This window comes from Streptomyces sp. Edi2 (assembly GCF_040253635.1).
Taxonomy (GTDB): Bacteria; Actinomycetota; Actinomycetes; order Streptomycetales; family Streptomycetaceae; genus Streptomyces.
On record NZ_JBEJGX010000003.1, the window covers coordinates 2,404,541 to 2,417,071 of the forward strand.

The 12,531-nt window shown below is 71.9% G+C and carries 11 protein-coding genes; 5 read left to right on the plus strand and 6 right to left on the minus strand.

Features of this window, described 5'->3' with window-relative positions; all coding sequences use genetic code 11:
* Positions 1-10 precede the first annotated feature (10 nt).
* Together ABR737_RS14000 and ABR737_RS14005 are read left to right on the plus strand one after the other, a co-directional pair.
* Positions 11-460 carry an SRPBCC family protein gene (locus tag ABR737_RS14000; RefSeq protein ID WP_350250505.1) on the plus strand — a complete coding sequence of 150 codons (450 nt, stop codon included), beginning with the start codon at positions 11-13 and terminating at the stop codon, positions 458-460.
* Positions 461-612: 152 nt separating this feature from the next.
* Positions 613-1,482, plus strand: a complete 870-nt coding sequence (locus tag ABR737_RS14005; protein WP_350250506.1) for an Fpg/Nei family DNA glycosylase — start codon at positions 613-615, stop codon at positions 1,480-1,482.
* 97 nt (positions 1,483-1,579) lie between these two features.
* On the opposite strand, the gene ABR737_RS14010 is transcribed toward ABR737_RS14005, so the two are convergent.
* The gene (locus tag ABR737_RS14010; protein ID WP_350250507.1) at positions 1,580-3,388 is read right to left on the minus strand and encodes a choline/carnitine O-acyltransferase; all 1,809 of its coding nucleotides are present in this window, start codon (positions 3,386-3,388) and stop codon (positions 1,580-1,582) included.
* A gap of 266 nt (positions 3,389-3,654) precedes the next feature.
* The gene (locus ABR737_RS14015; RefSeq protein ID WP_350250508.1) at positions 3,655-4,524 is read right to left on the minus strand and encodes a HalD/BesD family halogenase; all 870 of its coding nucleotides are present in this window, start codon (positions 4,522-4,524) and stop codon (positions 3,655-3,657) included.
* Positions 4,525-4,909: 385 nt separating this feature from the next.
* On the opposite strand from ABR737_RS14015, the gene ABR737_RS14020 reads away from it, so the two are divergent.
* Complete coding sequence (locus ABR737_RS14020) at positions 4,910-6,925, plus strand: FAD-dependent oxidoreductase (protein WP_350250509.1); 2,016 nt, start codon at positions 4,910-4,912, stop codon at positions 6,923-6,925.
* Between the two features lie 41 nt (positions 6,926-6,966).
* Positions 6,967-7,551, plus strand: coding sequence for a PadR family transcriptional regulator (locus ABR737_RS14025; RefSeq protein ID WP_350250510.1), 585 nt, complete (start codon positions 6,967-6,969; stop codon positions 7,549-7,551).
* A gap of 136 nt (positions 7,552-7,687) precedes the next feature.
* On the opposite strand, the gene ABR737_RS14030 is transcribed toward ABR737_RS14025, so the two are convergent.
* The 4 genes from ABR737_RS14030 to ABR737_RS14045 all read right to left on the minus strand — a co-directional run bounded on the left by ABR737_RS14030 (position 7,688) and on the right by ABR737_RS14045 (position 11,020).
* Positions 7,688-7,960 carry a hypothetical protein gene (locus tag ABR737_RS14030; protein WP_350250511.1) on the minus strand — a complete coding sequence of 91 codons (273 nt, stop codon included), beginning with the start codon at positions 7,958-7,960 and terminating at the stop codon, positions 7,688-7,690.
* 211 nt (positions 7,961-8,171) lie between these two features.
* Complete coding sequence (locus ABR737_RS14035) at positions 8,172-9,818, minus strand: AMP-binding protein (protein ID WP_350250512.1); 1,647 nt, start codon at positions 9,816-9,818, stop codon at positions 8,172-8,174.
* 159 nt (positions 9,819-9,977) lie between these two features.
* The gene (locus ABR737_RS14040) at positions 9,978-10,886 is read right to left on the minus strand and encodes a Gfo/Idh/MocA family protein (protein ID WP_350250513.1); all 909 of its coding nucleotides are present in this window, start codon (positions 10,884-10,886) and stop codon (positions 9,978-9,980) included.
* Positions 10,883-11,020: a hypothetical protein gene (locus tag ABR737_RS14045; protein WP_350250514.1), complete on the minus strand. Its 138-nt coding sequence runs from the start codon at positions 11,018-11,020 to the stop codon at positions 10,883-10,885. The genes ABR737_RS14040 and ABR737_RS14045 overlap by 4 nt, the downstream gene beginning before the upstream one ends.
* 226 nt (positions 11,021-11,246) lie before the next feature.
* On the opposite strand from ABR737_RS14045, the gene glnII reads away from it, so the two are divergent.
* Complete coding sequence (gene glnII, locus ABR737_RS14050) at positions 11,247-12,296, plus strand: glutamine synthetase (RefSeq protein ID WP_350250515.1); 1,050 nt, start codon at positions 11,247-11,249, stop codon at positions 12,294-12,296.
* The last annotated feature ends 235 nt before the right edge of the window (positions 12,297-12,531 follow it).

Genomic DNA, 12,531 nt, shown 5'->3' on the forward strand with positions numbered 1-12,531 from the left:
GGGTGAGGTGGTGCCGAATTTCGCAGTGGTAACAGCTGTTGCCGCAACCCCTGACCAGGTGTTCGCGGTATGTCTGGATGTGCAGGCGCATACCCGCTCGATGGCCTCGTCGTCGGAGCGGGCGGTGGACGGCAGCACCCGGGGCGAGCTGTCACTCGGTGACACGGTGACCTTTCAGGCTCGGCATTTCGGCTTGACCTGGCGGCTCGAGGCCCGTATCACCGCATACGACCGGCCCCGACGATTCGTGGACGAGCAGGAGTCCGGGCCCTTCAAGCGATGGCATCACGCCCACCACTTCGAGCCGGACGGTGCCGGTGGCACCGTGATGAGGGACGTCATCGACTTCGCCTCGCCCTTGGGGCCTGTCGGTCGCATCGTCGACAGAGTCCTCCTGAGCCGGTACATGCCCCACCTCATAAGAGTCCGCAACGCCTATCTGGCCGGCACTTTCGACTGAGCGTCGACCGAGAGGCGGCTGAACGGCCGGGCCGGAGACTTCCGGACCGGCGTGCCCACGGTGTTGTGCTCCTCTGCCGCCAGGAAGCCCTCACGACAGGTCTCGCCCCTCCCCAGTGCTCCGATTCCACCATTTCGGGGCACACTGACGTTATGCCTGAATTGCCGGAGGTTGAGTCCCTGTCGCGGTTTTTGGGTGAGCGGCTGGTCGGTCGTTCCGTTTCCCGGGTGTATGCGGTTGCCGTGCATGCGCTGAAGACTTATGACCCGCCGCTCACCGCGCTCGAAGGGCGGGCGTTCGACGAGGTGCGCCGGCACGGGAAGTTCCTCGATCTTCGGGCCGGGGAGCTGCATCTGGTCATGCACCTCGCCCGGGCGGGGTGGGTGCGGTGGAGTGACCGGCTGCCGGAGGCGCCGCCGCGGCCGGGGAAGGGGCCGTTGGCGTTGCGGGTGCGGCTCGGTGAGCCCGGTGACGGAGCGGGGTTCGAGGTGACCGAGGCCGGGAGTCAGAAGCACCTTGCGGTGTATGTGGTGCGGGATGTGCTGGAGGTGCCGGGGGTTGCGCGGCTCGGGCCCGATCCGCTCTCCGAGGGGTTCACCGTGGAGGCCTTCCGGGGGCTGCTGGCGGGGGAAAGCCGGCAGATCAAGGGGGTGCTGCGGGACCAGAGCGTGATCGCCGGGATCGGGAACGCCTACTCGGACGAGATCTTGCACGCGGCGCGGATGTCGCCGTTCAAGCTGGCCGCCAGGCTCTCCGAGGAGGAGGTGGCGCGGATCCACGAGGCGATCGGCACGACGCTCCGTGAGGCGGTCGAGCGGTCGCGTGGGCTGGCGCTCAAGGACCTCAAGGCGGAGAAGAAGAGCGGGCTGCGGGTGCACGGGCGGAAGGGCGAGGCCTGTCCGGTGTGCGGGGACACCATTCGCGAGGTGTCCTTCAGTGACTCGTCGATGCAGTACTGCCCGGGCTGTCAGACCGGGGGCAAGGTTCTTGCGGACCGGCGGATGTCCCGGTTGCTGAAGTAAGCGGGGCGGATGCCGCGGGGCGCGCTCCCCGCCGCCGCGGCGGCGGGGAGCGCGTTTCCGTTCCCGGGAGACGTGTTCGCGTCCCCGCGAACCTGTGTCAGTCCCCCGTCGGGCCGGTCGCCAGCAGCTCCCGCAGTTCCGCCACCGCCTCGCGGAGCCGGTCGGCGAAGGTCTGCATCTGGTCGGCCACGGTCAGCGGTGTGCTCAGGTAGAGGTGGAAGCGGTCGGGCAGGAGGACGTAGGCGACGCCGATGCAGCGACTGCTGGTGGAGCCGAAGCCGAAGTACTGGATGTTGGCGGACGGGGCCGAGCTGGTGCTCAGGTAGTCGTCGCGCATCGTCAGCCAGCCGGGCGTCCGGTAGAGGGCGGGCTGCTCGGTCACGCCGAGTTCCGTTCCGCGGCGGCGCTGGATCAGCTCCAGCTCCCACAGGTGCTGCTCGGGTGCGTCGCCCGCCTGGCACTCCTTGGCGCGGGCGACATGCTTCGCGGCGGCGGCCCGGAAGGCGGCCCGGCGGGTGTCCGCATCGGCCGCCGGGTCCTCCATCGCGGCGACGAATGCCTGGATCTCCGGGGTGACCACCCGCATCGCCTCGGTGCGGCCGCGCCGCCACTGGCGGGTGGCGATCGACTCGTAGGTGGCGCCCAGGTGCCCCTTGGCGCGCTGGTGGGCCAGTTGGTAGGCGAGCTGGACGAAGGCGTCCGGGGAGGAGCCCAGGGCCTTGGCGGTGGTGCTGCCGAAGTCGTCGAAGGAGACGGTGCGGGTCGCGGTGTTCGCCCCGTACGCCGCGAACGCCTCGGCGGCGGAGCGCACCCGGTCCCGAAGGGCTCCGTCCAGCTCGAAGACGACCGGTTCCAGGGAGGGAAGTCCCTGGGGGCGGGCTCCGGAGCGGCGGGAGTGTTCCTCGGCGGGGGCGCTGAGCAGGGCGTCGGTAAAGCTGAGGATGGTGGTGCCGTCCAGCTCGCAGTGCTCGACGTTGATGCCCGCCCGGCCGTCCGCGAAGACGATCAGGGAGACGGCCTTGTCGAACCAGCGGTTGCCGCGGTCGCCGTACAGCAGTTGGTCGCAGGCCTGCTGGGTGTCCTCGGAGGCGAAGTCCTCCAGGCAGACGCAGAACAGGGCGGTCTCGATGTCGTCCAGGGCATCCGCGTTGCGGGGGTGGCCGGCGCGCAGGGACTCCCGCGCCGCGGCCCACTCGGCGCGGGCCATGGTGGTGAGGTGGCCCACCGAGGTGCCCTCGGGGGCCGGTTCGGCGCCGGCCTTCTGTACGGCGCGCAACCCCGCTTCGAGGTCGTCGAGGCTGTGCGGGACACCGTCGGCGCCCAGCACGTCCATCCGGAACATGTTGCCGCGGAAGAACACCACGATGTGCCGGGCGCGGGACGGGCCCGGCCAGGCGTCGGTGTAGGGGCTGCGGACGGTGTCCTGCTGTGCACCGGGGATACGGGTGGCGGAGAACAGGTACTTGTTCTGGATCATCGACTGGGGTGCGCCGCGCTGCACCACGGGAGGAATGAGTTCCTGGTCGAGCTGCCGCTTGTAGCCGACGGCTCCGGCGATGAGCCCGGCGGCCCGCTCCACCTGCGACGGCCGGGGTGCGGCGTCCTGGAAGAGGAAGAAGAAGTTGGCGTTGAGGGCGATCCGGTCACGCCGGCCCAGGTAGCGGTACGGCCAGAAGGTGTCGAGCCAGCTGTGGACGCCCTCGGTGGCGTCGTACTCCTCCAGCGCCGCGTGCAGTGCCCGGCCGGGGCCGCCGGGGCGGAGGAAGGCGGCCACCTCCGCCTCGGTCGCCGCCAGCTCGTCGGCGGTCAGCAGCGGTGCGCACCAGGCGAGGAACCGCTCGGCGCTGGCCTCCAGCGTGGGCAGGGGCACCCGCGGCAGGCTGTCCTCGTGGGCGAAGGTCGTCATGACTGCGGGCCTTTCCTGACGGGTGTTCAATTCTGCTCTCTCGATTCCGGTTGTGGGGCCTGGGGGCCGGGGGTTTCTGCGGGCTTGGGGGCCTGTGGGTCTGAGGCCGGGGGCCTGGGGGGCTGGGGCCTGGGGTTTTGGAGCCTGGGCCTGTGGGCTTGGAGCCCGGAGGCCTGTGAGGTCACTCGTCCATGGTCGCGCCGTCACCGACCGTGTCCGGTCCCGCCGAGGCGCGCCCCGTGGCGGCGATATGTCCTCGCCGGCCGTTAATCCAGCAGCCGGTCGCCCCGTACGGCCCGGCCCTCGGCCTCCAGGTGTTCGGGCAGTACCCGGCCGAAGAGCTGCCTGGTCCGTGCCACGCTCCCGATGACACCGGGGCGCTCGCTGTAGGCGAAGATCGCGGAGTGGCGCGCGAGCTCGCCGCGCACCGGGCTCACCCGGTGGAGCGAATAGCGGCCCTTGAACAGCTGGAGGTCGCCGGGGTGCAGGGGGAGGCGCCGGGTCAGCCGCTCGCCCCGTCCGTCCAGGACGTCGCGGACGTCGTCGAAGTGCTCGTCCCGGGCGGACCTGATGTTCGGGCAGTACTCGAAGACGCCGCCGTCCTGCGCCTGGCGGGTGAGCAGGCTGACCGTGAACTCGTTGGTGTCGAAGTGCCAGGGGTGCTCCATGCCCGGTGCGACGACGTTGAGGACCAGCCCGGAGAGCGGGTCCGCCAGCTCGTGCAGCTGTGGCAGTCCGAAGCAGCGGGCGATGAAGCCCTGGAAGGCGGGGTGGGAGTAGAGCCGGCTGATGAGGGAGTCCGCGGGGATCCGGTCCCGTGCGACGAACGCGTTGCCCCGCTGGAAGGTCCGGCGGCCGGGGTGATCCTCGGGCAGCGCCCGGTCCACCGCGATGTTGTAGACGTTGACGGTCTCGACGTCGTAGTGCGCCTGGGGCGCGAAGGCCGCGCACTCGTCCTCCAGCGCCTCGCGGAGCGACGGGCGGATGAAGTCCGGCAGCACGGTGCAGCCGGTCGCCGAGAGTTCGCGCCGGGCACGGGACATCACGGCCCGCCCTTCGGCACTGTCGAGCTGCGACAGGGGATACCGGGCGGTGTCGACCACCTGGTCGAGCGTGATGGCTTGCGCAGTGCTCATGCGACCCTCTCCACGTACGGGCAGACCGTCCCGAACCGGAGGCCGACCACCGGGCCCGCGACCTCGCCCGGACGCCCCCACCAGGCGATCCGTGCGGTCCGCGCGCCGTCCGGCCCACAGCTTCGGCTCTTCGGCAACTCCATTGAGGAGTAGCACAGTTGAAGTTCCCACAGCGTCTCCGCGTTGTCTGTGACACGTCACACTGCGCCGATGCGGCCGGCGCGCGCGGTAAGGGTGCGGCGAGGCGCGCAGTGAGGAGTGCGGCGCGAAGGGGCGGCGGACGGGCGCGCCGGCGTCGCCTGCATCACGTTTTATGCAACTTGTTGCATAAGGCTGGGCGGCTGGTCTACAACTACTGTCACGACCACCGCGCCAGGAGGCCCCCATGAGCCAGTACCCGCACCTGATGAGCCCGCTCGACCTCGGGTTCACGACCCTCCCCAACCGGGTGCTGATGGGGTCGATGCACATCGGCCTGGAGGAGGCCGAGAACGGCTTCGAGCGGATGGCCGCCTTCTACGCCGCCCGCGCGCGCGGCGGCGTCGGCCTGATGGTGACCGGCGGTATCGCGCCGAACGAGGCGGGACGGCCCTACGACGGCGGGGCCAAGCTCACCACCGAGGAGGAGGCGGCGCAGCACCGGACCGTGACCGATGCGGTGCACGCCGCGGGCGGCCGGATCGCGATGCAGATCCTGCACTTCGGGCGGTACGCGTACCACGCCGATCTGGTCGCACCGAGCGCGATCCAGGCGCCCATCAGCCCCTTTGCGCCCCATGCGCTCACCGACGACCAGGTCGAGCAGACCATCGAGGACTATGTGCGGGCGGCGGAGCTGGCCAAGTCCGCGGGGTACGACGGCGTCGAGATCATGGGCTCCGAGGGCTATCTGATCAACGAGTTCATCGTGGGCGCGACCAATCAGCGCACGGACCGGTGGGGCGGCTCGTACGAGAACCGGGTGCGCTTCCCGCTGGAGATCGTCCGCCGGACCCGCGAACGCGTCGGCACGGACTTCATCCTGATCTACCGGCTCTCCATGCTGGACCTCGTTCCGGGCGGCTCGACGCTGGAGGAGGTGGTGGCGCTCGCCAAGGAGATCGAGGCGGCCGGCGCCACGATCATCAACACCGGTATCGGCTGGCACGAGGCCCGTATCCCCACCATCGTGACCTCGGTGCCGCGCGGCGCCTACACCTGGGTGACCAAGCGGCTGATGGGCTCGGTCACCATCCCGCTGGTGACCAGCAACCGCATCAACACCCCCGAGGTGGCAGAGGAGTTGCTGGCCGATGGGCGCGCCGACATGGTGTCGCTGGCCCGGCCCTTCCTCGCCGACCCGGACTTCGTCAGCAAGGCGAAGGACGGCCGGGCCGAGGAGATCAACACCTGCATCGGCTGCAACCAGGCCTGCCTCGACCACACCTTCAGCGGGAAGATCACGTCCTGCCTGGTCAACCCGCGGGCGTGCCACGAGACCGAGCTGGTCCTCGCCCCCACCCGGCGGCGCAAGCGGCTCGCGGTGGTCGGCGCCGGGCCCGCCGGGCTCGCCTGTGCCGTGTCCGCCGCCGAGCGCGGCCACGAGGTCACCCTGTTCGACGCCGCGGACGAGATCGGCGGGCAGCTGAACCTCGCCAAGCGGGTGCCGGGCAAGGAGGAGTTCGAGGAGACCCTGCGCTACTTCCGTACGCAGCTGGCACGGCAGGGGGTGGAGGTCCGGCTGAACACTCCCGTGACGGCCGGGGACCTCGGCGGGTACGACGAGGTCGTGGTGGCCACCGGGGTCACCCCGCGCACCCCGGAGATCGAGGGCGTCGACCACCCGAGCGTCGTCAGCTACCTCGATGTGCTGCGCGGCGGCGCGCAGGTCGGCGAGCGGGTGGCGGTTCTCGGTGCCGGGGGCATCGGCTTCGATGTCGCGGAGTTCCTGACCGACGCCGGCGACGCGGCGAGCCAGGACCCGGAGACGTACTTCCGCGCCTGGGGCGTCGACACCGAGTACGGCGAGCGCGGCGGGCTGCGGGCGCCCGAGCGTCCCAAGGCCCCGCGCCAGGTGCATCTGCTGCAGCGCAAGACGTCGAAGGTCGGCGCCGGCCTCGGCAAGACCACCGGCTGGATCCACCGTGCGGAGCTGCGGCACCGGGGCGTGACGACGGTCGCCGGGGCGGCGTACGACCGGATCGACGACGAGGGGCTGCATGTCACCGTCGACGGCGTGGCCGGCACCCTGCCCGTGGACACCGTCGTGCTGTGCACCGGGCAGGAGCCGCGCCGGGACCTGTACGAGGAGCTGCGGGCCGAGGGGCGCGCCGTGCACCTCATCGGTGGTGCGGATGTCGCCGCGGAGCTGGACGCGAAGCGCGCCATCGCGCAGGGGACGGAGCTGGCGGCGGCGCTGTGACCTGCCGCCGGGACCTGCCGCCGGCTGCCTAGGATGGCGGCATGTCACTCCCGCACGCCATCCTCACCGCCCTGCTGGAGAAGCCGTCGTCGGGGCTGGCGCTGACCCGCAGGTTCGACCGGTCGATCGGCTACTTCTGGTCGGCCACGCATCAGCAGATCTACCGGGAGCTGGGGAAGCTGGAGCAGGCCGGGTTCATCCGGGCGCTGCCGAGCGCGCAGCCCTCCCGCGGGCAGAAGAAGGAGTTCGAGGTGCTGCCCGCGGGACGGACCGAGCTGACCCGGTGGGCCGGCGGCGAGCAGGACCCCAAGCCCATCCGGGACGCGCTGCTGCTGCGGCTGCGGGCTTCGGCGGTGGTGGGGCGGGCCGGGCTCGACGAGGAGCTGCGGCGGCATCTGACACTGCACCGGCGGCAGTTGGCGGAGTACCAGGAGATCGAGGACCGCGATTTCGGGGCCGCGGCGGATCCGGAGGACCGGTTGCGGCGGGTGGTGCTGCGGGCCGGGATCGGCCTGGAGACCTTCTGGGTGGAGTGGCTGGAGGAGGCGTTGGCGGAGGTGACGGAGCTGGATGCCGCCACGGAGGGCCGGAGCGGGGGAACGGCGGACGGCGGCTCGGGCGGATGAGTCCGGGCGGGTGAGTCCGGGCGGGCATGGCAGGGCGGGCATGGCAGGGCGGGCATGGCAGGGCGGGCATGGCAGGGGGCGGCCGGCCCCGGGGGAAGTCCCGGGGCCGGCCGCCCTGCGGTGTGCCGGGGAGCTGTCAGCAGTGGTCGTAGAGGAGGGCGCGCACCAGGCGGCAGGTCGTCTCGGACGGGGTGTGTACCCCGATCTCGGCCGCGGTGCTGCGGATTGTGCGGTTGTGGGCCTGCTCGGGGCGGTAGACGCCGGTGTCGAGCAGGGCTATGGCGAGCCGCATGGCCTTCAGGCGGCGGTTGTGCGATTCGTACCGTTCGCGCGGCCATCCGGCGGGCAGCGGCTTCTTGGGCAGTGGGTGGGCCGGGAGAGGCTTCGTCATGAGTGTGGCAGCGGCCATCGGCGGACCTCCTGGAGCGTGGATGAACCCTCACTGACTGGTTCCCATTCTACTGCCGGGCACTGACAAAAGCCCCTGGCCAGGGGGGATTTGGGGCCCGGAGGGAGGCGTGCGGAGGGGGCTCGCGGGGGACCCCGCGGAGGGGCCTTGCCGGGACCCCGCGCACGGGTCGTGCCGGGCCCAGCGGAGAAGCCGTACGGAGGGCTGTTCATCAGGCCGTCGCGGCTGTGGCGGCCGTCGCGGCCGTGGCCCGCAGCAGTGCCTTGTCCGGCTTGCCCACGGGGGTGAGGGGGATGGTGTCGAGGACACGGACGGCGGCCGGGGCGTACAGGGTGCCCTTGTGCTCGGTGACGAACGCACGGAGGTCGTCGGCGTCCACCCGGTGGCCCGGGGCCGCGACGATCGCGGCATGCACCTCCTCGGCCTCGTCCGCCCCACGCACCCCGTAGACGGCGCAGTGGGCGACCGCGGGATGGGTGTGCAGCAGGTCTTCGACCTCCGCCGGGTGGACATGCCCGCCCACGACGATGATCAGGTCCTTGACCCGGTCGACGAGGTAGAGCCGGCCCTCGTCGTCCAGCACGCCGACATCGCCGGTGCGCAGCCAGCCGTCGTCCTGCAGGACCTGCGCGGTGACCTCCGGCTGCTTCCAGTAGCCGTTCATCACCGCGGCGGAGCGCACATGGACCTCGCCCCGCTCCCCCGCCGGCAGGTCCCGCCCGTCCGCGTCGCGCACGGCGAGGGTTACACCGGGCAGGGCGCGGCCGACGGTGATCCGTCCGCCGGGGCCGGTGCGGAGGTGGTCCTCCGGGCGGGCCTCGGTGATCGACATCGCCTCGGACTGGCCGTACAGCCCGAACAGGACCGGCCCGAAGGCCTCGGCGGCCTGTGCCAGCCGGGTGGGTGAGGCCGCACAGCCGCCGTAGGAGATACGGGTGAGGGAACTGAGGTCGGTGGTGGGGAGGGTGGGGTCGTCGAGGAGCCGGTAGAGGAGCGGGGGCAGCAGCCAGAGGTGGGTGATGCGGTGGCGGGCGACGGCGGCAAGTACGGCGGTGGGGTCGAAGGCGCGGTGCAGCACGACGGTGCCGCCGGCCACGAGCGTGGCATCGGCCAGGATGCCCGCGAGGTGGGCGAGCGGGGTGCAGGCCAGGAAGCGGGGCGGATCACCGGCGGCCTCCATGCGCTGGTGGATCACCATCCGGGCGTACGGGGCGTGTCTCATCCGGACGCCCTTGGGGATGCCGGTCGTGCCACCGGTGTGCCGGATGCACCAGTCGTCCTCGGGGCGCGCGGCGCTCGGCACCTCGGGCGTGGCGGGCAGTGCGGCACAGGCGGCGAGCAGGTCGGGGCCCAGGCCGGTACCAAGGTCTGCGCCCGGACCGGTGCCCAGGTCGGCGCCCGGACCGGTGCCCAGGTCGGCGCCCGGATCGGCGACGTCCTCCCCCAGGGTCATGACCTCGGGGAGCGGGCCCCGGAGGTGGTGGAGCAGCGTGCGCGCGGTGTCGTGGAGGTCCGGGTCGACCAGGAGCAGGGTGGTGTCCACACTGGCGGCGATCCGGGCCAGGGTCTCGGCGGCCATGCCGTCGTAGAGGAAGACCACCCGGGCACCGAGGAGGCCCGCGGCGTAGCGGGCGGCGAGCACTTCGGGGCGGTTGCCGCTGAGGAGACAGACGGTGTGGCCGCGGCCGAAGCCGCGGGCGGCGAGCACCGCCGCCATGCGGTGGACGGTGGCGTGCAGGGCGCCGGCGGTGATCTCTTCGCCGTCCTCCCCCACGGTCACCGCGGTGCGGGACGGGTCACGGGCGAGGGCGGCGAGGAGGGCATCGGCGTAACTGGTGAAGCCGGTGGCGGGCGTCATGGTGGTGGGTCCCTTGGTCCGGTGACAGGGAGCGTGACGAAGCGGTCACGTCCTTGACGCTACGGACGTTCGCTGATGCTCTCCACGACCAATTTCGCCATGTGGTCATAGCCCGTCAGGCATGACGTGTGGTCATGACCCAGCAGATATGACGGGCGGTCATGACCCGGCAGGCGTGAGGGGCGGGAGGGCTTCCTCCGCCGCCGCCAGGATTTCGGTGACCCGGAGGCCGAAGTGGAGGTCGCAGGCGTTGGGCAGACCGGTCTCGACGGCGGCCAGCAGGGCGTCGACCGCGTGGCGGTAGGCCACCTCGGGGCCGTCCTGGCGACGGGGCAGGGAGGTGACGCCCGCGGTGCCGCGGAGGGTGACCTCGACGCCGGACGCCGCGGCGGGCGCGGTCAGGCCGAGCGTCGCCGAACTGGCCGCGCCACTGCTGTGACGCATCGTCAGCAGCACGGCATCGGCGGGGCCGCGGGTCGCGGTGACCGCTTCCGCATCGCCGAGGACCGGCAGGAGCACCGACAGCGCATGCGGGCCGACGTCCCACAGGCCACCCTTCTCGCGGCGCCAGGGCGAGTCGGAGTACGGGCTGGAGCTGTCGTCGGCGAAGACCGAGCCGAGCCAGTCGGCATGGGCGGTGAACCAGCCGCCGGCCGCGGCCTGCGCGGCGATCCACTCCCCTTCCTGCGCCCCGAAGCGCGCCGTGAAGAACACCACCGAGGCGATACCCGCCCGGTCGGCGGCGGCGACAAGGGCGCGGGCCTCGGGCACGGCGGTGGCCACCGGCTTGTCCAGGAGGAGGTGACAGCCGGCCCCGGCGGCGCGGAGCGCCAACGCGGCCTGGACCGACGGCGGCAGGGCGAGCGCGACGGCGTCGCAGTCCTCGAACAGCTCGTCGGGGCTCTCGTACGGACGGGTGCGGTGGACTTGGGCCAGCGCGGCGGCGGCCTCCGCCCTGCGCCCCCAGATGCCCGTGAACTCGACGCCGGGGTGAGCGGCGAGGGCGGGGGCGTGGACGCTCCGCGCCCAGGGTCCGGTGCCGAGGAGTCCGATGCGCGGGGTCGTCATGGGGGCAGTGTCTCGCGGGGTGCGGGGCGCGGCGACGAGGTGGCGGCTTCGGCGCTGTCGGCGGCGTAGGTGCCGGGAGCGGGGAGCAGGGAGCAGGGAGCGGCCTTGGCGCCGGGCCTCGTCCGTCCGGTCATGCGCCGAAGCGACGTAGCCGGGTACCTGCACCGCATGGGAATGATGTGAAGACGCGCACATTGATTCCTGGAATCCCAGGTTCACGGGACAAAATTCCTTGGAAACGGCTGGATGTCCGGCTCGGTAACCTGTGGTTCACAAACGGGCAACGGACGAGAAATGGCGCGTTGCGAGAGTACGGCGGTACGCCCGCACCGTACCCGCACCGACCGTGAAGAGGACCCCGTGAGCATCAAGGCCGAGTACATCTGGATCGACGGCACGCAGCCGACCGCCAAGCTCCGTTCCAAGACCAAGATCCTTGATGGGGGTCCCTCGCAGGCTTTCGGCGAGGGAGCGAGCAAGCTGCCCCGCTGGGGCTTCGACGGGTCCAGCACCAACCAGGCCGAAGGCCACGCCTCGGACCTCGTGCTGGAGCCGGTGTTCAGCTGCCCGGACCCGATCCGCGGCGGCGACCACCTGCTGGTGCTGTGCGAGGTGCTGCACACCGACCTCACTCCGCACCCCTCCAACACGCGGGCGCTGCTGCGCCCGGTGGCGGAGCGGTTCGCCGGCCAGGAGCCGATCTTCGGCATCGAGCAGGAGTACACCTTCCTCAAGGGCGACCGTCCGCTCGGCTTCCCCGAGGGCGGCGGCTACCCGGCTCCGCAGGCGGACTACTACTGCGGCGTGGGCGCCGACGCGATCTTCGGCCGGGAGATCGTCGAGAAGCACCTCGACCTGTGCCTGGCGGCCGGTCTGGGCCTGTCCGGCATCAACGCCGAGGTCATGCCCGGCCAGTGGGAGTTCCAGGTCGGCGCGCTGCCGCCGCTGGAGGTCTCGGACCACATGTGGGTGGCGCGCTGGCTGCTGCACCGGGTGGCGGAGGAGTTCGGCGTCACCGCGTCGCTGGACGCCAAGCCGGCCAAGGGCGACTGGAACGGCGCGGGCGCGCACACCAACTTCTCCACCCGCGCGATGCGGGAGGGCTACGACCCGATCATCACCGCCTGCGAGGCGCTGGGCCAGGACGACAAGCCGCTGGAGCACGTCCGCCAGTACGGCACCGGCATCGAGGACCGGCTGACCGGCGCGCACGAGACCGCCCCCTGGGACGCGTACTCCTACGGCGCCTCCGACCGCGGCGCCTCGGTGCGCATCCCCTGGCAGGTCGAGGTCGAGAAGAAGGGCTACATCGAGGACCGGCGCCCGAACGCCAACGTCGACCCGTACGTGGTCACCCGGCTGATGGTGGACACCTGCTGCACGGAGCTGGCGCGGCGCGAGCAGATCTGACGTCCGCGGGAGCGTGTGCGAGGGCGAGGGCCGGGCGAAGGGGCCGGACCGCTGCGGACGCCGGGGGTACCCACGGTGTCCGGTGTGGTCCGGCCCCTTTGCCTGTCGCGTGCGCGTGCGTGCGGCCGTGCGGGCGTGCGGGCGTGCGGGCGTGCGGGCGTGCGGGCGCGTGATCGTGCGGCCGCGTCGTCGCACGAGGAGCAGATCGGAGGCCGGTTGTCAGTGGCGGCTGGCA